Here is a 22453-nt window from a genome sequence, read left to right as displayed (position 1 = left end):
GTCATGAGCGGACAGGCGCGGACAGAGAGGCGAGGCTCATGAGCGACATGGAGGAGAGGGCGCTGCTGGCGGGCGGGTGCTTCTGGGGCATGCAGGAGCTCATCCGGTCACTGCCCGGAGTGGTGCGCACGCGAGTCGGCTACACCGGCGACAACGACAAGCCCCGTCCCACCTACCGCGACCACGGCAGGCACGCGGAGTCGATCGAGATCGTCTTCGATCCCTCGGTCACCGACTACCGCACGATCCTGGAGTACTTCTTCCAGATCCACGACCCGACCACGAGGAACCGGCAGGGCAACGACGTGGGTCTCAGTTACCGCTCCGCGATCTTCTACGTCGACGAGGAGCAGCGGCGCGTCGCGCAGGACACCATCGCCGACGTGGAGGCGTCCGGGCTGTGGCCGGGACCGGTGGTGACCGAGGTGGAGCCGGCCGGGGAGTTCTGGGAGGCCGAGCCGGAGCACCAGGACTACCTCCAGCGCTACCCGGACGGCTACACCTGCCACTTCCCGCGCCCGGACTGGCGCCTGCCCCGGCGCGACGAGTCCTGACCACCGGCGCACGTGCGGTGGCCGCGGGCGGAGCCGTCGCCGGGCGGGCCGTGGACGGGCGGGTCTTGGACGGGCGAGCCGCCGGCCGGTCGGTCGCGCTCGGCCGGCGGTCCCGCCGTCACCCCTTCGCCCGGCCGGACTCCTCGAGCCGCCGGTGGTCCCCACCCCGGTTGCGCAGAGGCGCTTCCGCCTCGGTGAGGACACGGTGCACGAACCCGTAGGACCGTCCGTGGGCCTCGGCGATGGCCCGTATGGACAGACCCTGTTCGTACTGCTTCTTCATCTCGCGCGCGAGTTCCGCACGAGCCGTACCCGTGATCTGCTTCCCCTTGTCCACGACACGTCTCCTTCGGTGATCGACGTCCGGGTGTGATCGTCGACTACCCCGGAGAGAAGAGAGAAGTCACCAAGCGGCAAGGACGCCGCGGGTGTCTGCCCGCCCTCGGCCCGATCCGATCAGCGGCCGGGGCCGGTCGTCCTGACGGGCGCGCTGCTGCGTCCCTGGCTCCTGCCGCTCAGCTCGGTGTCGAGCGTCTCCTGAGCCACCCGCATGCCCTCGGCGTACACGGGATCCTGGAGCCGCTTCCACATCTCCTCCTCGGAGACGTCCTCGAGGTGGCTGAGCACCCACCAGATGTTGCCGAACGGGTCCCGGATGCGCCCTCCGCGCTGTCCGAAGGCGTTGTCCGACAGAGAGGTGACCACCTGGGAGCCGGCGGAGAGGGCCCGGGAGAACGTCTCGTCCGCGTCGGCGACGAACACGCGCAGCAGGCTGGGCAGGGCGGGCCAGTCGGCGCGTCGGTCGAAGGCCAGTACGACGGTGTCGCCGACCCGGATCTCACCGTGACCGATCGAGCCGTCCTCCGTCGGTACCCGGGCGAGCTCCGTTCCGCCGAACACCTGGGTGACGAAGTCGAGGAAGGCCCCCGTGTCGTCGGTGACGACCCAGGGCGCGACGGTGGTGTAGCCCTGAGGTGTCGAGCCGGTCTGCTCAGGCATGGCGGTCCTCCTGTTGGGATTGGCTGTCAACGGTGACGATAGGCGCCGTACAGGTCAGAAACTGTCCTAGAGGGGGAGCCGGTCGCGCCGGGTATCGGGTGTCACCGTGCGGTCGGTGGGACGGCCGGCGCGGCTGCGGTCCGGACGGATCGGCCACCACAGGCTCCGGCCGAGGAGCGCGGCGAGCGCGGGCACCAGGACGATCGACAGGACGAACGCGGAGAGCAGGATGCCGAGCGCCGTCGCGAAGCCGATCTGCTGTGTGGACGGCGCCGCGTTGACGGCGAGGCTGCCGAAGGACGCCGCGAGGACGACACCCGCCGTGGCGATCGCGGGAGCCGTGTGGCGCACCGCGCGGGCCACCGCGGCGCGGGCCGGGCCCGGGCGTTCCATCTCCTCCCGGATGCGGTCGCTGATCAGGATGTTGTAGTCGGTGCCGAGGGCGACCACGAACAGGAACAGCACCAGCGGCAGAACGAAGTTGACGCCCGGTTCGCCGAGGAGGTGCTGGAAGTGGAGGGCGGAGGCGCCGAGGGTGGCGGCGAAGCCGAGGCCCACGGCGACCATGAGGACGGCCGGGGCCAGGAGGCTGCGCAGCAGGAGGAAGAGGATGAGGGCGATCAGCGCGGCGGCGACCGGGAACACGATCCTCAGGTCGTGGTCCACGGCGTCGGAGATGTCCGCGAAGATCGCGGCCGTGCCGCCGACGTGGGCCTGTGTCCCCGCGGGGGTGTGCTCGGCGACCGTGTCGCGCAGCGGGCCGGAGACGAGGTCGCGGGCGCGCTCGCTCTGTGAACCGGCGGTGAGGTAGACGTCGACGCGGGCGGCGGCGCGGTCCTTGCCGAGCACGGTGTCGCCGACCCGTCCGACGCCGTCGACCCCGGCCAGCGCTCGGCGCAGGGGGCCGAGGTCGCGGTAGGTGAGGGAGCGGCCGGTGTCGGTGACGACGTAGACGGTCGCCGGGTCGGACACCCCCGCGGGCAGGGCGCGGCCGATCTCGGCGGCGGTGGCCGCCGCAGGGGTGTCGTGGGAGGCGGGCGCCTGGCCGAAGTCCATCCGCAGGCCCGCCAGTCCGGCGGCCAGGGCGCCGAGCACGGCGAGGCAGGCCAGCACGAGCGGGAACGGACGGCGGGCGACGAGCCCGCCGACGCGTCCCGCGGCGCCGGCGCGGGGTTCGCCCTCGAGGGAGCGGGAGGGCCAGAACATGCCCCGCCCGGTGACCGAGAGGAGCGCGGGCAGGAAGGTGAGGGTGGCCAGCAGCATGACGAGCACGGCGACGGCGATGGCCGGGCCGAGCACCCGGAACTGGCCGAAGGACGCGATGCCCAGGGTGGCGAAGGCGGCGACGATGGTCAGGGCCGCCGAGGTGATCGCGGTGCCCACCCTGGCGCTCACGTCCGCCGCGACCGTACGCGCCGACGACTCGGGGCGGGACCTCAGCTCCTCCCGGAAGCGGAAGAGGAGGAAGAGGAAGTAGTCGACGCCGATGCCGATCAGCACCACGTTGATCAGGCTCGGGGTGGAGGTGTCGAGCGTGATGCCCGTCAGCAGGGCGCCGCCCACCACCACCCCCGCGGCGGCTCCCCCGACGACGCTGACCGCGAGCAGCGGCACCAACGCCGCCAGGACACTGCGGAACACCAGGACGTGGATCAGCGCGATGAGACAGACCATGACGAGGCCGACGACCGTCGCGGTGGTCTCCTCCGCCTCGGTGGTGTCGACGAGGTCGGCCAGGCCGCCGGTGAACCCGGTGCGCATCCCGGCCCGGGCGAACTCGTCCTCCGCCCGGTCGCGGACGGCGCGGTAGAGGTCGTGCATGCCGGGATCCGTGGAGTTGCCGGTCAGGTGCACCGAGAACAGCGCGAAGCTGCGGTCGGGCGCCACCATGGCGGGTGCGACCCGGGGGGTCTGGGAGTGATCCTCGGCCAGGAACGTGGGCCGGTCGTCCGACGGCTTCGGCATCTCGACGTGGCGCCTGCCCAATTGCCCGGCGAGCGCGTCGATACGCCGTTCGTCGGCCCGCGTGAGCGGCTCGCCGTCGGACCGGCCGACCAGCATGGTCGTCGCATTGCTGTCGGGCTTCACCCCGAACCGCTCCTCGGCCGTCTTCAGCGCGGCCGCCGAGTCGTACGTCGCGGGCAGGAAGTCGCCGCTCTGCGCCTGTGTGACCCGGTGGACCAAGGCCTGGCCGAGCACGGTCAGGGAGATACCCAGGACCGCCCACAGGGCGATGACCTTCCATGGGCTGCGGGTCGAGAACCCGGTCAGGGCACGGATCACGTCGTCCTCCGGCGGTGGCGGTGATGCCGGGCTCCCGGCACCCGTTCAGCTCATCAGCGCGGATCGCGTGCCTCGTCGGTGCGAGGGACGAGATACGGCCCGGGAGCAGGGCCCGGCCGGATCCGGGACCAGGACCCTGGTCCTGGCCGGGGTTCGTTCCGAGGGCCTGGATGCGTGCGGGACACCGGTGCGAGACTTGATCCGCAAGGACAGTCGTGGCGCACCGGCAGCGGTCGGCGGGGACGGCTGGGGGAGAGGACCACGATGCCGATGACGCGCCCCGGGCCCGGGGCCCCGGGGACCCGGCGGCGCGGTGACGCGCTGCCGTGGACCCGCAACGACGCCTTGGTGGCGGTCGGCGCGGCCTGCATCGACCTGATCGGATTCACCCTGAGCAGCCAGCACGACCTCGGGCACGTCCCGGTCGGCGGATGCGTGCTCACGGTCGTGTCGGCGCTGCCGCTGCTGGCCCGGCGGCGCGCGCCGCTGCTGGTCCTGGCGGCCGTTCTGCTGCTGGGCATCGCCCTGAACCTGACGGTTCCCATGGCACAGCACTTCAGCGCCGCGGTCACCGTCGGGCTCTACACGGTCGTACGCGGCCACCGCCCGGCCGTCGCCGCGGCGGCGGCGCTCGCCGCCGTGGCGGGACCGATGGTGGGCCAGAAGTCGTGGCCGCGACCGCCGCTCGTGGACGTGCTGGGCACCGTGGCCGCAGCGCTGCTGGTGGTGCTCGCCGCGACCGTGGTGAACCGCTGGCACCGGGACGCCGAGGCCCACCGGCGGCTGCTCGCCGACCGGGCGGTGGCGGCGGAGCGTCGGCGCATCGCGCGGGAGCTGCACGACATCGTCGCGCACCACATCACCACCATGCAGTTGATGGCGGGAGGCGCCCGCAGCGTCCTCGCCCGCGACCCGGAGGCGGCCAGGGAAGCGCTGGTGACGCTGGAAGGGGCGGGGCGGATGGCGCTGCGCGAGATGCGGCAGCTGCTGGACGTCCTGCGGGCCGGGGACGAGGCGGACGAGGAGCCGACGGCACCCCAGCCCGGCGTCGCCGACCTGGACCGGGTCGTCGCCGAGGCCCGCCGGGCCGGGCTGCCCACGGTCCTGGAGGTGCGGGGCGAGGACCGCCCGCTGCCGCCGAGCCTCGGCCTGACGGTGTTCCGGATCGTCCAGGAGGCGCTCACGAACGCGCGCAGACACGCGGGCTCCGGAGCGCGGGCGGTCGTACGGCTGACCTATGCACCGGACGGCTTGGTGGTGGACGTCGCGGACGACGGCCGCGGCGCGGACGCCGGCTTCACCGACGGGGCCGGCTATGGCCTGATCGGCATGCGGGAGCGGGTGATGCTGCACGGCGGGGCGCTGCGGGCGGGGCCCCTGGACGAAGGCGGGTTCCACGTGTCGGCCCGGCTGCCGCTGACAGCCGACGAGAGGGCGCCGCTGTGACCGGGGCGCCGCTGTGACCGGGGCGCAGGACGCAGCGACGGCCCAGGCCGGGGCCGACGCGGGCGACGAGCGAAGGGGCGATGTGCGGGAAGTGCGGAAAGAGCGGAGGAGCCGTGTGGCGGACGGGGAAACGGGCGGCATGACGGACGAGCGGGCCATCGGGGTGCTGATCGTCGACGACCAGCCGCTGGTGCGCCGCGGACTGGCCCTGATCCTCCGCTCCGATCCCGCCGTCGAGGTGGTGGGCGAGGCCGGCGACGGCGCGGAGGCCGTGGCCCTCGCCCACCGGCTGCGCCCCGATGTGGTCGTGATGGACATCCGCATGCCGGTCCTGGACGGTGTCGCCGCCACGGAACGCCTCGCTCGCGAACTGCCCCGCTGCCGGGTCCTGGCGCTGAGCACCTTCGACATGGACGAGTACGTGGTCGCCGCGCTCCGTGCGGGCGCCTCCGGATTCCTGCCGAAGGACGTCTCGCCGGAGGATCTGCTGCACGCGGTCCGTGTGGTGCACACCGGCGAGGCGGCCGTGGCCCCGCGACTCCTGTCCCGGCTGATCTCCGAGTTCGTGCGGGCCCCTCGGCGCCCCGATCCGCCCGTCGCCCGCGGCGTGGCCGAACTGACGCCGCGCGAGACGGAAGTGTGGCGGCTGATGGCCACGGGACTCGACAACGCGGAGATCGCCCGGACCATGGACATCAGCGTGTCGACCGTGAAGAACCACATCACGAACGTCTTCGGCAAACTCGCCGTCCGCGACCGGGCCCAGGCCGTGATCGCCGCCTACGAGACGGGGCTGGTCGAGGCCGGGGGAAGAGGCTGAGCGCCGGCTCGGCGGGCTGACTGCCGGGAGCGCGGGTCGAGTCCCGTGGTCAGCTCGTCGAGGATGACCGCTCACGGGTTGCCGACGAGAGCGAGGGCCACGAACAGCCGCTGCTTGCGTCAGGATTCGTCCGTGGCGGCCGCCGGGGGCATCGGCCATCACGCTCGTCCGCGACCAACCGATCGGTTGAAGCGTTCCCGGAAGTCGCAGGGGTCCTCCTCGGCGAAGCGCTCAGCGCAGTACGGCCGCCAGCAGGTCGGTGCCGAGCGCCGTCAGGTCGGGCAGGTTGAGGGTGTAGCGGACGTAACGGCCGTGCCGTCGGGAGGTGAGCAGGCCCGCGCGGCGCAGAGCGGCGAGGTGGCGGGAGACCTCGGGGGCCGACAGTTCCCAGATGTGGGCCAGCTCGCCGGTGGTGTGCGGGCCGCGGGCCAGGGTGCGCAGCAGCCGCAGCCGTACCGGGTGGGAGAGTGCTTCCAGCCGTAGCGTGACCGTCTCCAGCGACACCGGCTCCGACGGGGCCGGCTCGGTCACCGGATACTGCACCACCGGCTGCCAGCCGGGAGCGTGGACCACCACCAGGTGCGGGTGGTTGAAGACACTGGGGATGAAGGTGACGCCGGTGCCGTGGGCGGCGGTCGCCTTGTCCTGCAGCTTGTCCACGATGACGCAGTCGCCGTCCGGTGCCAGGGTGATGGCGCCGGACACCGCCGCGAGCGCCGCCCCGATGCCCTGGCGTGCCAGCAGGTCGTTCTTCAGGCGCAGATCGGTGGCGAGCCGTACCGCGGCGCCCGCCCAGGCGGCGTCGAAGAAGGCCTCGCCGCACTGTTCGAGGGTGCGGCGCACCCGCGCCCGCACCGCGGCCGGGTCCGCGAGCAGCCGTTCCGCGAACGCCTCCTGCCGAGCGCCCCGGGCCTGCGCCAGTTCCAGGGCCCGCTCGCGCGCGGTCGCGTCGGTGAGCGGCGACGGCGCGGCCGAGTGGGCCCGGTTGCCGCCGCATGTGGTGACGAGCGCGGCGGTCACATACGTCTCGTCGTCGATCCGGTCCACGTCGTCCAGCTCCTCGGCGAGGGTCGGACGGGGCCGGGCGGGGAAGAGGAAGTCGGCTTGTGAGGAACGCCAGAGGAACTCCGCCTCCCGCAACCGCTCGGCCAGTTCCGGCCGCAGCCCGGCCCAGACGTCGGCGGCCCAGCCGGCGAGCTGCGGATGATGCCCGGGTTCGGCCAGCACGTGCAGCATCGCGGTCAGCTCGGCCAGCGGGGATGCGGCGAACCGCAGTCGCTCGGGCGGCAGGCCGCTGATGTCGATCCTCAACGTCATCCGCTCATCATCGCGGGCCGCGCGGCCGACCACGGCGTGGGTTGACGGAGTCCGTCAACCCACGTGCCCGGCCCGGCGGCCGAGCCCACCGTCTGATCGCATGGCACCCCTCACCAAGATCCGGCCCCGCGCCCTCGTCCGCGCCTCGGGAGGCCCCCGCTACGCCGTCGCCCTGGCCGTGGACGCCCTGGGCACCGGCTTGCTGCGGCCCTTTCTCCTGCTCTACGGGGTGACGGTGCTGCGGCTGTCCGCGCCGGTCACCGGCACCGCCATGACGGTCGCCGTCGTCGCCGGTCTGGTGTGCACGCCCGCTGTCGGCCGATGGCTCGACCGGGGCGCGCGCAGCACGGTCGTGGCCGCGTCGATGCTGGTCCGGGTACTGGGCGTGGCGCTGCTCCTGGCCGCGCCGGCGGGGCACGTCTGGCTGTTCGCGGCGGCGGCGCTCTTCCTCGGCATCGGCAACCAGGCCTGGCCGGCCGCCCACGCCGCTCTCGTGGCCACGGTCACCCACGGCCGCGAACGCGACACCGCCCTCGCGGCGGGCCGCGCCCTGCGCAACGCCGGGCTGGGCGTGGGAGCGCTCATCGCCACCGTGTGCCTGGCGGGCGGCACGACCGCCTTGCGGGCGCTGGCAGCGGTCACCGGGCTCGCGTATCTCGCGGCGGCGGCCCTGGCGTGGTCGGTTCGCCTGCGCGCGCGTACGGCCCCTGCCCCCGCCGGGGAAGAGGGCGACGGGCCCGCGCCCGCGATGCGCGCGCTGCTGGCCGCCAACGTGGTCTACGTCTTCTGCCTCAACGTGCCCGAGATCGCACTCCCGCTGATCCTGGTGACGCAGTTGGACGCCTCCCCGGTGTGGTCGGCGGCCATCTTCGTGGCCAACACGGTGCTCGTGGTCACCCTCCAGGTTCCGGTCACCGTCCTGCTGTCCCGCTACTCCCGGCGGACCGTGCTGGCTCTCGCCGGCGTCGTACTGGCCGCCTCCTACGCCGGTTTCCTCGCGGCCACCTCGCTGGGACCCGGCTGGGGCGCCCCGGCCGTCGCCGCGGTGTCCGTGGTCTGCACCGCCGGTGAGATCATCTACGCCGGCAGTGCCACCGCGCTCGTCACCGCCCTCGCCCCGGACCGTCTCCTGGGCCGCGCCGTCGCCCGCTTCGAACTCTCCACGGGCTTCGGCCTCGCCGTCTCCCCGGCGGTCATCACCACGCTCGCCCCCCGCGGCCCGACCGCCCTCTGGGGCAGCCTGGCCGCCGTGACGCTCCTCTCCGCCGGCGCCGTCGCCCGGACGCGGGACAAGAGTGACGTGCCCGCCGCCGACGCCATGCCGCCGCTGTCCGTCAAGTGATCGAGCGGACTTGCCACCGCGGCCCGGTACGCGGTCAGGGTGCGCGGTCGTACACCACGGTGCGCGTGCGGTCTGGTCGGTCCTGAGTGTGCTCCGCTTCACTCGTCGTGTGGCGCGGTGGTGCGCCGGAACGAGCCGACGGCGTCGGCGAGGTGGCCGAGCACCCGGGCCCAGCCGGTTTCGATGCCGGCGATGAACGGCACGGCGTCGACGGCCGTCCCGGTGATCCGCAGTCCTAGGATCAGGCGGGTGCCGCCCTCGGCGTCGGTGAGGGTCACGTCGTAGTGACCGGTGAACGCCACGGCGCCGGCCTCGATCACCGACAGGTCGAACACGAGGCGCTGCGCCTCCTCGGCGGCGTGGACCCGGCCCTCGGAGTGGTACTGCCCCTCGGCGTCGCGGTAGTCGAGGACGGCGCGGCCACCCGGCTCGGGTTCGAGGACGCAGTCGGTGACCGTCAACGGCGGCGGCGCCCACCAGGACGCCAGGAGGTCCGGGTCGACCCAGTGACGCCAGACGACGTCCCGGGGCGCGGTCAGTACGCGTTCGAACGAGAAGGTACGGCCGTCCGCCCAGCGCTCCCGGTCCGCGACCGCGGAGTCCGCCTCGACGGCGGCGCGGTACCGGGCGATGACGTCCCGGTCGCCCGCGTGCGCCTCGATGGTCTCGGCCAGTTCTCCGAGACGGCGTCCCAGCGCGGCGAGGGGGGCCGCCTCCACCGCGTAGACGCGGCGCTGGCCGAGGGGGAAGACGGTGACCAGGCCCGCGCGGGCGAGGGTCTGGAGGTGCTTGGTGGTCTGCGGCTGCCGCAGCCCGGCGAGTGCGGCCAGTTCACCCACGGAGCGGGGCCGCTCGGCGAGAAGCTCGACGATGCGCCACCGCGCGGCGTCCCCCAGCGCTGATGCGATCCGATCCATGGCGCAGAGTATTCACTTACCGGAATATTCCCGTCAAGGAATATTCCGGTATTGATCATCCGGGCTCAGCGGTCGGAGGTCTCCGTCGCGCGCCACCACCCGGCGAGGTCGTCGATGATCGGCAGGACGGAGTAACCGCGCGGCGTCAGCCGGTAGCGCACCCGGGGCGCCGAACCGCCGACGTTGTGGACCGTGCGGTCGACCATGCGGGTGTGGAGCAGGCGGTGCAGGGCCCGGTCCAGGGGCTTGTTCTCCGGCATGCCCGCCGAGCGGGCCAGGTCGTTGTGGTATCGCGGGCCCTCGGCGAGCTGGAGCAGGACGGCGAACACCCACTTGCCCGACAGAATCCGGGCGGCCTCGTAGGCGTCCTCGAAGTCCGCCTGCCCTTTGGGCGGTGCTTGCGTGTCCGCCGTGGCGCAGGATTCCCTTTCCGGCGAGGTGCCGCCCTCCGGGACTTCCCGTGTCGTGGAATCCATGACGCTGTGTTCCGCGGCGCCGGAATCAGGGAATCCGGGGGAAAGCGCGACGCCTCCGGAATCCGGCGCCTTTCCGGTGCCGCGTAATTCGGTCGGATGGATCCGGTCGGCCCGATTCCGCGGGCGCGGCGGTGCGGGGCGTGGCTCACCCGTCCGCCTGCCCTCCGTGGGTGCCGGGAGCGCGCGCGTCACGTCCGTCCTGCTCAGCCCAGACACAGAGTTCCCCCTCGCGATCGTCCTCTTCGGGCCCGCCCGGTGAGCGGGCGCGCCGTGGGCGGGGGCGGCCACTGGTTCTCGGGCGGTGGCATCAGGGCCTGCAGCCGTCGTGAACGACGTTCGTGAACGACGCTGCAACGAGAAGATGTGAAATTGCCGTCGGGCATGGAGAATTGGGGCTGTCGTTCTGGTCACGGTAGACAACGATGGGGCGACGGTCCAGTGCGCCGGGCGGGTTGACCGAATCCGAACGGTGAACGCGCGGAACAGTGCCTCGCCGGCCATTCGCGGGAATTCCGGTCCCGGGTCAACGCGCCGAAAACAGGGCGACCGACCCGACGACCGTCACCTCATGGTCGCTGAAGACCTTGCCCAGGGCGGCGTCGAGGTCCTCGAGCCGGTCCCGCCGGTTGCACATGATCCCGCGCCGGTTGGCCAGGGACAGCTGCCAGCGCGCCGATCGGTTGTGGCGGACGCCCGTCCCGGGGATCGTCGCGCCGAACAGCGTGCCGCCCGGGCGCAGCACCTGCCGGGCGTGCTCGAAGACCACGGCCTTGTCCTGGAGCGTCCCCGGCAGGCAGTGCAGCAGGTGGAACATGCCGACGGAGTCCACGAGCCCGGCCGGCAGCCCCCACGGCCGCAGCACGTCCGCCCGGTGGAGCCGGGGAGCGTAGCGGCGCAGGCGGTGCGAGGCGGTGGCGAGCGAGTGGGGGTTGAGGTCCATCAGCGTGAGGTCCGGCATCGGAACGGGGAACCGGCACTCGTCGAGCAGCACTCCGGTGGCGACGCCGATGTCGAGATGGCGCGCCGAGACGTGCCGGTCGTACAGCGCGACGAGCCGGGCCTTCGGACAGCGCCAGGTCAGCGGGGAGTTGACGCGGTACACGAGGGTGTCGTACGCGCGCAGGAACGAGCGCGTGTACAGCGCCTGGCCGGCCCGGACGGAAGGATCGGCGGGAACGGACGGGACGGAGGGAACCGTGGGGGAGGAGGGAACGGTGGGTTCCACGGGGACGGGCACCTCAGTCCTGCTCCGGCCGCAGGGACAGCCGTACCACGGGGAGCTGCCGAGTGGTGCGGCGCTGGTACTCCTCGTACCCCTTGAAGCGGCGCACGACGTGCCGCCACGCCGCGGCCCGCTCGTCCCCCTCCAGCACGCGCGCGCGTACGGCCCGCACCCGGTCGCCGACGCGCAGGACCGCGTCCGGGTCGGCCAGCAGATGGCGATACCACCTGGGGTCGCCGGCCGACCCTCGGTACGACGCGACGACGATGACGTCGGGCCCGTCGGGGAAGGTGAACAGCGGCACGGAGTACGGCTGCCCGTCGCGGGGCCGCCGGGTGGTCAGGATGCCGACCTGGTTGCCCAGCATGCGCGTGCCCAGCCGGCCCCCGGTCCGCTCGTACAGGGCGATGTGCACGGCGTTGTTCGCGAGCTGCACGAACCGGCTCCACCGGGTCACTCGCCGCCCGGCCCGGCCCGCGCGCGGCATCGTCGTCATGCTGAGGTCCTCCTGGTCGGCGGTGGTGGTGGCGGCGGTGGTGGTGGCGTGGCGTGGTGCGGTACGGCCGCGGTGGGTGCCCTCGGCGCGCCGCAGACGCTCGCCCAGCAGTGTCGGCACGACCCAGAACGCGTGCACGAGTGCGAGACGTTCGAGGCTCGCGCCCCGGGCACGCAGCAGCGACAGGCCGCCGCCGAGGCCCGTGGCGGCCCCCGTCACCGCCGCGTTGCCCGCCGGCACATGGGCCAGGCCGTACAGCACGGTGGTCACGGCGGCGGCCCGCCCGGCGCCCAGCCGCCGGGTGAGGCGATCCTGCACCAGGCCCCGCCAGAACAGTTCCTCGGCGGGGGCGACCACCAGCAGCAGATGAGCGCACATCCGCACCGGTCCGGCGGTGACGGTCAACGCGCGCAGGGCCGTCGCATCGGCGGCGAGCCGAGGCACGGCGCGCCGCGCCACCGCGTCGACGAGCGTGCCCGCCGCGACCATCCCCGCGCCGACCCGGAAGGCCACCGCGACGTCGTCCCGGCTCGCCGGCCGGTGCCGCGCGGACGGCTCCACGACGGCCGCGGCCAGCCCCAGCGCACCGTGCGTCAGCGCGAGCGTGCGCCAGTGCGCCCGAGCGGGCCCGCGGAACGCCATGGCCAGCCCCGCCGCGCAGAGCGGCACCCCGGCCACCGCCAGCCGGGAACCCCTGTCGCCGTGCCGTAGGAGGGACCTGAGCCGGGCGGCTTTGGCGCGTACCGCTCGGAGGTCACGGCCGGGTCGTGACGTCGCCGTCACGGGCGGGTGCCGTCGAGCGCCGGGGGCCGGGCGGGCCGGGGCGCGGGGCGGCGCATCGAGGGGAACTGCTTGCGCACCCACGCCGTCCAGACCCGGGCGGGCAGCACCCGGCTCAGCGGCAGCAGGACATGCGCGTCGACGCCCACCCGGTAGCGCAGGCGCGGGCGACGGTCGGTGAGCGCGCGCAGCACCACCGAGGCCGCGTACTCCGCGGAGGCACCGCGCGGCAGCCGTTTGGCCATCTGCTCCGCCATCTCGGTCACCAGCTCGCCGTAGGCACCGGAGGCGTACTCCTTCAGGGCCGGGACATTGTCGCCCCAGCGCGAGTTCACGGCACCCGGCTGCACGAGACTCACCTCGACACCGAAGCGGCGTACCTCCAGCCAGAGCGCCTCCATCGCGGCCTCCAGGGCGAACTTGCTCGCGTGGTACGCGGCGCCCACCGGCAGCACCAGCTCGCCCGCCATGGAACTGACGCTCACGATGCGGCCCCGCCCGCGGGCCCGCATCCCGGGCAGGACGAGCTGGGCGAGCGCCACCGGACCGTAGACGTTGGTCCGGAACTGCTGGTCCCAGCGGTCCAGCGGGACCTCCTCGAACGGCCCCAACTCGCCGTAACCGGCGTTGTTGACGAGCGCGTCGACCCCGCCGTACGTCTCTTCCAGCTCCGTGACCACCCGGCGGCGCGCCGCGTCGTCCGTCACGTCCAGGGCACGCACCACGCAGCCCGCCGCCTCCAGCTCCCGCAGTGTCTCCGGGTTGCGGGCCGTCGCGACGGTGGTGAAGCCGGCGCTCACCGCCCGCTCGGCGACGGCCCGGCCGATGCCGGAGGAACAGCCGGTGATCAGTACGACCGGCGGCGCGCCCCACGCGCGCGTGGACGCGAACGGACCTCGCTCGTCCTTCACAGGACCACCCCCAGGGAGAAGTCGGCGCTGACCCCGGGACCGAACCCGGCGACGACACCGCGCGCACCCGGCACCGCCGCTCCGTCGTCCCAGAACCGCGCCAGCGAATCGAAGATCAGCACACTCGCGGTGTTGCCGTGTTCCGCGAGCGCCGCCCGGCTGAAGCGGTGCAGCGCCGGGTCGAGATGCAGGAACCGCGTGAGGTCGTCCAGGATGCGCGGACCGCCCGCGTGGGCGAGGACGAAGTCCAGCTCTCCGGTGCTCCAGCCCGCCTCCTCCACGAGTTTGGTGATCGCCGGCGTGACCTCGCGCATCGTATGCCGCACCCGGCTGTCCAGCCGGAAGTGGAAGCCGGTCTCCCGGACGTCGTAGGAGATCCACTCCGCTGTGTTCGAGACGGTCTCGGAAGCGGACCGCTCGATCCTGAGGCCCGCGCGGGCCGTGCCGCGCATCACCGCCGCCGCGAAGCCGTCGCCGAAGAGGCCCGCCGAGAGCAGCGCGCCGACGTCGGTGTCGGTGGGCTGGTAGCACAGCGAGCACAGCTCGAAGGCGACGATCAGGACGTTGCGGTCCGGATGGGCCCGGCAGTACCGGGCGGAGGCGCTGATCGCACCGCTGCCCGCCGCGCAGCCGAGCTGGGCCAGCGGAATCTGGTCGAGGCGGGTGGAGAAGCCCAGCTCGTTGATCATCCAGACGATCGGCGACGGCATGGTGAAGCCCGTGCACGACACGAAGGTGACCGCGTCGATCTGGTCACGGGACACCTCCGCCCGCTCCAGCGCCTCGGTGACCAGGCCCGGCAGATGGGTCCGCACCGCCTCCCAGTACAGGCCGGTGCGCACGACCACCCCCGGGTGGCGGAGCGTCAGTTCCAGAGGCTGGAGGACACGCCGGGTGCGCACCCCCGTGTTCTCGATGAGACGCAGCGCCGTGTCCAGTCGTGGATGGTCCGCGTGCAGCCGGCGTGCCGTCTCCAGTGTGTCCTTGAGAGTGACCTCGTGCTCGGGGAACCGCACCGCGGGACGGCACAGGACGGACATTCGGTAACCACCTCGGCCTCGTCGGAACGATGGGGACGGTTGAAGCGGTGCGCCCGTGACGGGAGGGGAGTCAGACCCACGCGGCCAGCGCGAGGAGGGCGAAGAACGACGCCAGGAGCCGTGGCAGGTTCATCCACGAGGGCATCGTGCCCCCGAGCCGGGACCGCGTGACCCCGACCACCAGCCAGACTGCGTGGGGAAGCGTGAGCAGAGGCGCCGCGAAACGCAGTGAGTCGAACGCGTACGCGATGAGCGCGACGCACGGATAGGGCGCGAGCACGAACACCGCGTACCACATCTTGGACGCACGCGGTGAAAGCGCGTGCGCGAGGGTCCGCTTTCCCGCCCGCAAGTCCTCCACGCTGTCCCGTAAATCGTTGTGGAACATCGTCGCGGTGAACAGGAACCCCGCCGCCGTGGCCGCCATCACGGCCTCGAAAGTGAATTGGTGCACATTCACCCAGATCACGACGGCCACCACGTAGAAACCGTTGATGACGAAATCCATGAGCTCGCCGAGCCCGCGGTGCCCGAGGGGAACGGGGCCACCGGAATACACCAGCATCCCGAAGGAAAGCGGAAGCACCAGGAGCGACCACGGGTTCGTCGTGTACAGCAGCCAGCCCAGCGCCACGATCCCCGTCACGAAGCACACCAGACCGACCGCCCGCACCCGCTCCATGGACAACCCCAAGGCCAGGGCGCCGCCCCGCCGGGCCGTTTCCGGCACGTCCACGCCGCGCTGGTAGTCGTCGTAGTCGTTGAGCAGCCGCCGGGCGATGGACTCCGGCACGAACAGCGCCAGCGTCAGCAGCGCGCGGCCCGTCGAGAGCGTGCCGAGCTGACGGGCCACGGCGAGCGCGAACATCACCTGCAGCAGCACCACCACGGTCATCTGCAGCCCCATCGCCGATATCCAGGCCCGCACAGGGGCGGGCCGGCGCGCCACCACCGGCGCGACGGACGGGAGCGCGGAACCTTCCGACCGAAATTCCGGCATGCCGAAATCTCCCCCTGTACGGCGGACACCCATGGGAAAGGGATCCGTGAGACATGTCGGCGAGCGTGGAAAAGCGGCGACGGCGGCGACCCTGCCGACTTCCGGACGCCTATTCCGATTGAAGTTGCGCACCGTCCGCACGTCCAGAGACACCCGTGTCCGGTGGGGACAACTCTGTCCCTGTGGGCGCCCCGCACCGACTGTTAATATCCGCCGCGATCGACCCGGTGAAAACGACAAGTGAACTTCCGGACAATGGAGGTGAGGCATGAGCGGCGGAAGGCACGGCGACGCGGTCCGTGTGGAGGAAACGGCCGAGCGGGAGAAGCCGGGAGGGGAAAGGCCCTATCCGTTCACACCATGCACCGCGCTCGATGTGCACCCGCTCTACGAGCACCTGCGGAAGAACGAACCCCTGTGCCCGGTGCGCATGCCCTACGGCGACCCGAGCCTCCTCGTCACCCGCTACGAGGACGTCAAGTCGGTGTTCGCCGGCCCGCGTTTCCGCCGGTCCGTACCGGAAGGCCTCGACCAGCCCCGGGTCACCCCCGACCTGGTACCGCTCGGCCTGATGGACATGGACCCGCCCGGCCACACCCGCATCCGCCGCCTCATCGCCGCCTCGTTCACCGCCTCGCGCGCCGAACGGCTGCGCCCGGCGACCGAACGGCTGGCCGACTCACTCCTCGACGCGATGATCACCGCCGGACCGCCCGCCGACCTCGTCCGCGACTTCGCCGTACCCCTCCCCATCGGCGTCATCTGCGACCTCCTCGGCGTCCCCTACGAGGACCGCCACCGCTTCCACCACTGGATCACCGAGGTCAACCGGCTCGTCGGCGGCGACGGCGGACAGGCACGGACGGACAGCATGTCCGAACTCCTCGCCTACATGGGCGAGCTGGTCCAGCGCAGGCGCGCCGAGCCCACCGACGACCTCATCGGCGAGCTGGTCCAGGCCCGCGACGAGGACGACCGGCTGTCCGAGGACGAACTGGTCTTCCTGTGCATGGTGCTGCTCATCGCCGGCTACGAGACCACCGCCAACGAGATCGCCGACTTCGCCTACGTCCTGTTCACCCACCCCGGCCAGCTGGCGCTCCTCAAGGAACAACCCGCACTGCTCCCCAACGCCGTCGAGGAACTGCTCAGGTTCACCCCGCTGACCGTCTCGGCCGCCTATCCGCGCTACGCCACGGCCGACGTCGAACTCGGCGGCGGCATCGTACCCGTCGGCCGGCCCGTGCTGACCTCGACCAACGCCGCCAACCGCGACCCCGAGGTCTTCGACGAACCCGACCGCCTCGACCTCACCCGCCCCGCTCCCCGCCACCTGGCCTTCGGCCACGGCCCCCACCACTGCGCCGGCGCGCCCCTGGCGCGTATGGAACTCCAGGTCGCGCTCGGCCTGTTGCTGAAGCGGCTGCCCGAGCTGCGGCTCGCCTGCGAGCCCGAGGCCGTGGAATGGCAGACCGGCCTGCTCTTCCGCGGGCCCGAACGGCTGCCCGTCAGCTGGTGACGCCAGTGACCACCTCCGGACAACGACGAACAGGGAGGCCGCCCCACTGTGGACGCCGCCACCGAGAACACCGCGCCGCACCCGCTCCACCGACGCGAGGACGAGGACGACGGCGCGCACGCGGACGGACGCACCACGCACGCGGCCCTCGCCGCCGCCCGCACCGCGCTGGCCGACCAGCAGGACAAGGAGGGCGGCTGGACCGGGGACGCCGCGGCGGCCACCACCCGGTGGGAGGCCGTCGACGTCCTCGTGCACCATCTCCTCGACGCCGTCGACCGGGGCCGCGTCGCGGAGCAGCGCGCCCGGATCGTCGTCCGGCAGAACGACGACGGAGGCTTCCCCCTGCGCGCGGGCGAGCCCTCCGACCTCTCCTCCACCCTGCTCACGCACGTCGCGCTGCAACTCATCGGCCACGCCGAGGACCGCGCAGCCCTCGACCACGCGGCGCGGTTCGCCCGGCGGCACGGCGGCATCGACGCCGCCGACGCGGAACCCGCCCGCTTCTGGCTGGCCTTCACCGGAGCCGTCGGCTGGGACAGGACCGCGCCCATGCCCCCGGAACTGCTCCTCCTGCCCTCCTGGGCCCCCGGTGCCGCCGACGACTCCGACCCCCCGCTCCGCGCCCTCGCCGCCGCCGTCGGCATCCTCGGGGCCGTACGCCCCGTACGCGAACTCCCCGTCGACGTGACCTCGTTACACGCCGGGAAGAGCACGCTCACCGCCCTCCGCGGGGCCGCGGCCACCACCGTGCTCCGCACCGCCCACACCCTCGCCCGGCTGTCCCCGCGCCCGCTGCGTCGCAGGGCACTGAGCGCGGCGGAGCACCTGCTCCTCAACGGGCAGGACACCGACGGAGGATGGGGCGGCGACGGCCCCGCCACGGCGGTCTGCGTACTGGCCCTGTGGGCCCTGGGCCACAGCACCCGGCACCCCGCCGCGCGCGCGGCGCTGGACGCCCTGGCCCGACCTCATGACTCCGGGAACGACACCCACCACGCGCCCGCCCACCCCTCCACCGCCGTGGACACCGCCCTCGCGTTGCGCGCCCTGGCCGCGGCGGGTGACCGGGCCGGTTCCGACCCCGTCGTGGACCGCGCGCTCGACCGGCTGGGCGACCGGGGCGTCCCCGCGCCCCGTCCGGACGTGGACGCCACCGCCCTGGTGCTCACCGCCCTCCACCGGGTCGGCGCGCCACGCTCCCGGGAGACGGACACCGCCGTCTCCCGAAGCGTCCGGTGGCTCCTGGAGCGGCAGTCCGCGAACGGCGGCTGGTCGCGCCGGGGAGTCCGCCAAAGCTCCCTGCCGACCCGACGGGCCCTGGCCGCCGGACCGGGAGCCGCCGACGACGTCCCCTCGCCGTCCGTGACGGCCCACGTCATCGAGGCGCTCTGCGCCGAGGGATACGCCTGGCACCCCGCCGTGCGCCGGGCCGTGCGCCTGCTGCTCGCGGAACAGGCCATCGAGGGGTTCTGGGAGGACCACCGCGACGGCCGCCTCCACGCCACCACCCAAGTCCTCCTCGCACTAGACGCGGTGGGGTTGCGAGCCGGGCACCTCGCCGTGGAGGGCGCGATGGAGTGGATCTACCAGCGGCAGAACCCGGACGGAGGCTGGAGCGACGGCGCCTCGCCCGCCCCGGGCGCCACCGGACGGGCCCCGGGCACCACCGCGGTGAGCGGCCCGAGCGCAGTGGCGCAGACGGCCCGGTGCCTGATCGCCGCCCACACCACCGGAGTCCGCGACACACCGCGCCTCGACGCGGCCGTCGCCTTCCTGCTGCGCCGCCGGAGCGAGGACGGCGGCTGGACCGGCGCGGGGGAGCGCCCGGCCACCGCTCACCCCCACGCGGACATCCGCACGGACGCGCACGTCCTCTGGGCGATCGCCCTGCACGCGGCGGAACAGGAGGGACGACGGTGACCAGCACCCCCACCACCCCCGAGGCCCGCACGGCCACCGGGACACGCGAGGCGCCCGAGCCCGCCGAGTACGACACCTGGTCGTCCCTGTGGTGGCAGCGCCGGGGCCCGCTCGCCATCCTGCACTGGGGCGCGCGGGCCCGCGCCGAGCACGTTCCCCCGGCGAGCAGCCCCGGCGCCGTACTCCTCGACGTGGCCTGCGGCGGCGGGCTCCTCCACCCGCACATCAGGGACAAGGGCTACCGGCACATCGGCGTGGACGTGTCCACCAAGAGCGCGGAGGTGGCCCTGCGGCACGGTGTCGACGAGGTCCTGATCCACGACATCCACGACATCCCGCTGCCCGACGGCTCCGCGGACGTCGTGGTGGCCGGCTACTGCCTGGAACACGTCGAGCGCCCCTTCGACGTGGTCGCCGAGTGCTGCCGCCTGCTCAAGCCCGGCGGCACCCTCGTGATGGACACCATCTCGAACACCCTCCTGGCGCGGATCGCGGTCATCACCCTGGGCGAGGGCCTCCCCCTGACCTGGGCCGCCCCCAAGGGCACCCACGACCACCGCTTCTTCATCGCCCCCGACCGGCTCGCCGGGGCGTGCGCGGCCAACGGCGTCCCCGTCGACGTCTTCGGCGTCGTACCCCACGTCCGCGACCTCGTCTCCTGGTCGCTGGGCCGGGGTTACGACGTGCGCCTGCGCAGCGGCACGTTCACGAAGATCCTGTACGGGGTCTCCGGGGTGAAGCCCCAGGCCGACTAGGAAGTTCCGGAGAGACGGGGCCGACCGCCCGCGCCGGACGATGCTCCAGCGGACACGCGCGGGAGCACGGTTCCACGGTCGAATGCCTATACGAGTGTCCTCGCACCGGTGTACGGTCTCGGGCCGATGGGTTTTGGGAGCGCTCCCATTCCGATTCCGCTTCGCACGAGGAGGAACGCTGTGCAACGCACCCTCGCACTCTTGGCGACCTGCGCGACGGCCCTGGGTCTCACGACACTGGCCACCCCGCAGGCGGAGGCCGCCACCGGCTGCAAGGTCGAATACACCGTCACCAGCCAGTGGACGGGCGGCTTCCAGGCCGGCGTGAAGGTCACCAACCTGGGCGACCCCGTCTCCGGCTGGACGCTCAGGTTCACCCTGCCGGACGCGGGACAGAAGGTCGTCCAGGGCTGGAACGCGACCTGGTCGCAGTCGGGCTCCGCCGTGACCGCCACCAACGTGGACTGGAACCGCACGCTGGCCACCGGCGCGGCGACCGACCTGGGGTTCACGGGCACCTTCACCGGCGCCAACGCCAAACCCACGGCCTTCACCCTCAACGGCGTGACGTGCACGGGCTCCGTCGGAGGCGAGGAGCCCCCGCCCGGCCCGGACCCCGGCCCGGGCACCCCCGTCGGAATCAACGGGCAGCTCCACGTCTGCGGCGTGAACCTGTGCAACCAGTACAACCGCCCTGTCCAGCTGCGCGGCATGAGCACGCACGGCATCCAGTGGTTCAGCAAGTGCTACAACAGCGCGTCCCTGGACGCGCTGGCGAAGGACTGGAAGTCCGACCTGTTGCGCGTCGCCATGTATGTGCAGGAGGGCGGTTACGAGACCGACCCGGCGGGCTTCACCAGCCGTGTGAACAGTCTCGTCGACATGGCCGAGGCGCGCGGCATGTACGCCATGATCGACTTCCACACGCTGACGCCGGGCGACCCGAACTACAACCTCGACCGCGCCAAGACGTTCTTCGCGTCCGTCGCCGCCCGCAACGCCGGCAAGAAAAACGTGATCTACGAGATCGCCAACGAGCCCAACGGCGTGAGCTGGGCGGCCGTCAAGAGCTACGCCGAGCAGGTCATCCCGGTGATCCGGGCCGCCGACCCGGACGCCGTCATCATCGTCGGCACCCGCGGCTGGTCCTCGCTGGGCGTCTCGGACGGCTCCGACGAGACGGAGATCATCAACAACCCGGTCAACGCCACCAACATCATGTACGCGTTCCACTTCTACGCCGCCAGCCACCAGGACAACTACCGCGCCGCGGTGAGCCGGGCGGCCACGAAGCTGCCGCTGTTCGTCACCGAGTTCGGCACGGTGACCTACACCGGCGGCGGAGCGGTGGACCGCGCCAGCAGCACGGCCTGGCTGGACCTGCTCGACCGGCTGAAGATCGGCTACGCCAACTGGACCTACTCCGACGCGAACGAGGGCAGCGCGGCCTTCAAGCCCGGCACCTGCAACGGCACCGACTACAGCAGCGGCGGTGTGCTGACCGAGTCCGGGGCACTGCTCAAGAGCCGGATCAGCACCCCCGACACCTTCCCGACCAGCTGACCGGTCACCCTTCGCACCATGGGAGCGCTCCCGAAACGGGAGCGCTCCCGAACCCGTCCGCCGACCGGGACGGACGATGATGTGTGTGAGGCTGGTGAAGGTGTCGACGGACGTCGGATTCTCCGACGATGCTCCTTGAGAAGGGACTTGACTCACCGTCACAAAGGACTCGCCACTCGCCGGGGGGAGCGTTGAGGAACCGGACCACGCTCCGCGTGCGTGCCCGTACGGGCACGCACGCGCGACCGCCGACGCCGCCGGACACCCCCGAACCGTGGTGGAAGCGGCATACGAGGCTGCTCTGGCTCGGCGTGTTCATCCCCGTGATCGGTGCGGTGCTGACCGCGCTCGCGCTCGACGTACTGGGCCTGAGCGGCGAGTCCGCGCCGAGCCCCACCCCGACCGGGGCGGGCGCGCCGTCGGGAACCGCCTCCCCGGCGCCGTTCGACGTGACCGCCCGGCAGGAGAGCGAGGCGGGCTGCACGGCTCTGCCGCGGCGGGTCTCCTCGCCGGAGGACCGCGCGGAGCTGGCGTCCGGCGGCGATGTGCAAGCCGTCGTCCAGCGCAACGACGGCGCCCGAGCCGGTGAACTGGTAGTCGGTCTCACGCTCGAAGGGGGCGCGAGGTCGCTCACCGTCACGTCGATCGACATCGTCCCGACGACGCCCCGGGCCGGCCCGCCGTTCGCCGGAACGCTGCTGTGCGAACCCGGCGCCGGAGGAGAGTCCAAGATCCAGCTGTTCGCGGACCTGGACCGCCCGGCGCCCGTCTTCATGACGGACAGGGACTCCGCGAAGCCGTACTTCCGGGACAAGGTCATCACGCTCCGGCCGGAAGAACAGGTGAATCTGTCGGCGACGTTCCGGGCCGAGCGCGGCTCCCGGGCGTTCGGGCTGCTCATCCGGTATGTGCGGAGCGGGAAGGAAGCGACGCTGACCGTCCCCGCCCCGCGGGGCGGCCGGTACGCGGTGACCGGTTTCGCCGCGCGGTACGGCGCCGTATACGAGGGGTCACCCGGCGGCGTCTACCGCCGGGCCGAGGACCCGCGGCCCTGTCGTTGGTCGCCCGCGGCGCAGGGATGCTGACCGAT

The 22453-nt window shown here is 72.8% G+C and carries 20 protein-coding genes; 9 read left to right on the top strand and 11 right to left on the bottom strand.

Translation table 11 applies throughout. The features are described from left to right. Positions 1–38: 38 nt before the first annotated feature. Positions 39–554: a peptide-methionine (S)-S-oxide reductase MsrA gene (msrA, locus tag VE614_RS24780; protein ID WP_324941254.1), complete on the top strand. Its 516-nt coding sequence runs from the start codon at positions 39–41 to the stop codon at positions 552–554. Positions 555–672: 118 nt separating this feature from the next. On the opposite strand, the gene VE614_RS24775 is transcribed toward msrA, so the two are convergent. From VE614_RS24775 to VE614_RS24765, 3 genes are all read right to left on the bottom strand, one after another. Then, positions 673–891, bottom strand: coding sequence for a helix-turn-helix domain-containing protein (locus VE614_RS24775; protein WP_414719640.1), 219 nt, complete (start codon positions 889–891; stop codon positions 673–675). A 119-nt stretch (positions 892–1010) separates the two neighbouring features. Next, complete coding sequence (locus VE614_RS24770) at positions 1011–1553, bottom strand: VOC family protein (protein WP_324941251.1); 543 nt, start codon at positions 1551–1553, stop codon at positions 1011–1013. A gap of 66 nt (positions 1554–1619) precedes the next feature. Continuing rightward, a complete protein-coding gene (locus VE614_RS24765) occupies positions 1620–3836 on the bottom strand; it encodes an MMPL family transporter (protein ID WP_324941249.1) in 2217 nt (738 codons plus the stop codon). 264 nt (positions 3837–4100) lie between these two features. On the opposite strand from VE614_RS24765, the gene VE614_RS24760 reads away from it, so the two are divergent. Next, positions 4101–5282, top strand: coding sequence for a sensor histidine kinase (locus VE614_RS24760; protein ID WP_324941246.1), 1182 nt, complete (start codon positions 4101–4103; stop codon positions 5280–5282). A gap of 139 nt (positions 5283–5421) precedes the next feature. Next, a complete protein-coding gene (locus VE614_RS24755) occupies positions 5422–6102 on the top strand; it encodes a response regulator transcription factor (protein WP_324941985.1) in 681 nt (226 codons plus the stop codon). A gap of 231 nt (positions 6103–6333) precedes the next feature. Here VE614_RS24755 and VE614_RS24750 read toward each other — a convergent pair whose 3' ends face one another. Then, positions 6334–7419, bottom strand: a complete 1086-nt coding sequence (locus VE614_RS24750) for a helix-turn-helix domain-containing protein (RefSeq protein ID WP_324941244.1) — start codon at positions 7417–7419, stop codon at positions 6334–6336. Positions 7420–7519: 100 nt separating this feature from the next. Between VE614_RS24750 and VE614_RS24745 the strand changes: the two genes are divergently transcribed. After that, on the top strand, positions 7520–8761 hold the full coding sequence (locus VE614_RS24745; RefSeq protein WP_324941242.1) for an MFS transporter: 1242 nt from the start codon (positions 7520–7522) through the stop codon (positions 8759–8761). A gap of 98 nt (positions 8762–8859) precedes the next feature. Here the strand turns inward: VE614_RS24745 and VE614_RS24740 are convergent, their stop codons facing one another. The 7 genes from VE614_RS24740 to VE614_RS24710 all read right to left on the bottom strand — a co-directional run bounded on the left by VE614_RS24740 (position 8860) and on the right by VE614_RS24710 (position 15603). After that, a complete protein-coding gene (locus VE614_RS24740; RefSeq protein ID WP_324941239.1) occupies positions 8860–9678 on the bottom strand; it encodes a metalloregulator ArsR/SmtB family transcription factor in 819 nt (272 codons plus the stop codon). A gap of 65 nt (positions 9679–9743) precedes the next feature. Beyond that, positions 9744–10154, bottom strand: coding sequence for a helix-turn-helix domain-containing protein (locus tag VE614_RS24735; protein WP_324941236.1), 411 nt, complete (start codon positions 10152–10154; stop codon positions 9744–9746). A gap of 523 nt (positions 10155–10677) precedes the next feature. Further along, the gene (locus VE614_RS24730) at positions 10678–11379 is read right to left on the bottom strand and encodes a class I SAM-dependent methyltransferase (protein ID WP_324941233.1); all 702 of its coding nucleotides are present in this window, start codon (positions 11377–11379) and stop codon (positions 10678–10680) included. Between the two features lie 13 nt (positions 11380–11392). Further along, positions 11393–12550 carry a nitroreductase/quinone reductase family protein gene (locus tag VE614_RS24725; RefSeq protein ID WP_324941230.1) on the bottom strand — a complete coding sequence of 386 codons (1158 nt, stop codon included), beginning with the start codon at positions 12548–12550 and terminating at the stop codon, positions 11393–11395. 101 nt (positions 12551–12651) lie between these two features. Continuing rightward, a complete protein-coding gene (locus VE614_RS24720; protein ID WP_324941227.1) occupies positions 12652–13563 on the bottom strand; it encodes an SDR family NAD(P)-dependent oxidoreductase in 912 nt (303 codons plus the stop codon). After that, entirely contained in the window at positions 13560–14603 is a 1044-nt protein-coding gene (locus VE614_RS24715) for a type III polyketide synthase (protein WP_324941224.1), read from the bottom strand. Before VE614_RS24715 ends, VE614_RS24720 begins: the two co-directional genes overlap by 4 nt. A 70-nt stretch (positions 14604–14673) precedes the next feature. Continuing rightward, entirely contained in the window at positions 14674–15603 is a 930-nt protein-coding gene (locus VE614_RS24710) for a prenyltransferase (RefSeq protein ID WP_324941221.1), read from the bottom strand. A 268-nt stretch (positions 15604–15871) separates the two neighbouring features. Between VE614_RS24710 and VE614_RS24705 the strand changes: the two genes are divergently transcribed. From VE614_RS24705 to VE614_RS24685, 5 genes are all read left to right on the top strand, one after another. Further along, positions 15872–17122 carry a cytochrome P450 gene (locus VE614_RS24705; protein ID WP_324941218.1) on the top strand — a complete coding sequence of 417 codons (1251 nt, stop codon included), beginning with the start codon at positions 15872–15874 and terminating at the stop codon, positions 17120–17122. A gap of 48 nt (positions 17123–17170) precedes the next feature. After that, the gene (locus VE614_RS24700) at positions 17171–19045 is read left to right on the top strand and encodes a prenyltransferase/squalene oxidase repeat-containing protein (protein WP_324941215.1); all 1875 of its coding nucleotides are present in this window, start codon (positions 17171–17173) and stop codon (positions 19043–19045) included. Beyond that, entirely contained in the window at positions 19042–19800 is a 759-nt protein-coding gene (locus VE614_RS24695) for a methyltransferase domain-containing protein (RefSeq protein ID WP_324941212.1), read from the top strand. Before VE614_RS24700 ends, VE614_RS24695 begins: the two co-directional genes overlap by 4 nt. Positions 19801–19980: 180 nt before the next feature. Further along, entirely contained in the window at positions 19981–21363 is a 1383-nt protein-coding gene (locus tag VE614_RS24690; protein WP_324941209.1) for a cellulase family glycosylhydrolase, read from the top strand. Positions 21364–21578: 215 nt separating this feature from the next. Continuing rightward, positions 21579–22448, top strand: a complete 870-nt coding sequence (locus tag VE614_RS24685) for a hypothetical protein (RefSeq protein ID WP_324941206.1) — start codon at positions 21579–21581, stop codon at positions 22446–22448. Positions 22449–22453: the final 5 nt, after the last annotated feature.

Origin of the sequence: Streptomyces sp. (genome assembly GCF_035645055.1) — a bacterium.
Classification (GTDB): domain Bacteria; phylum Actinomycetota; class Actinomycetes; order Streptomycetales; family Streptomycetaceae; genus Streptomyces.
The sequence above is the reverse complement of the archived record's forward strand: the minus strand, read 5'-3'. Positions and strand labels throughout refer to the sequence as shown.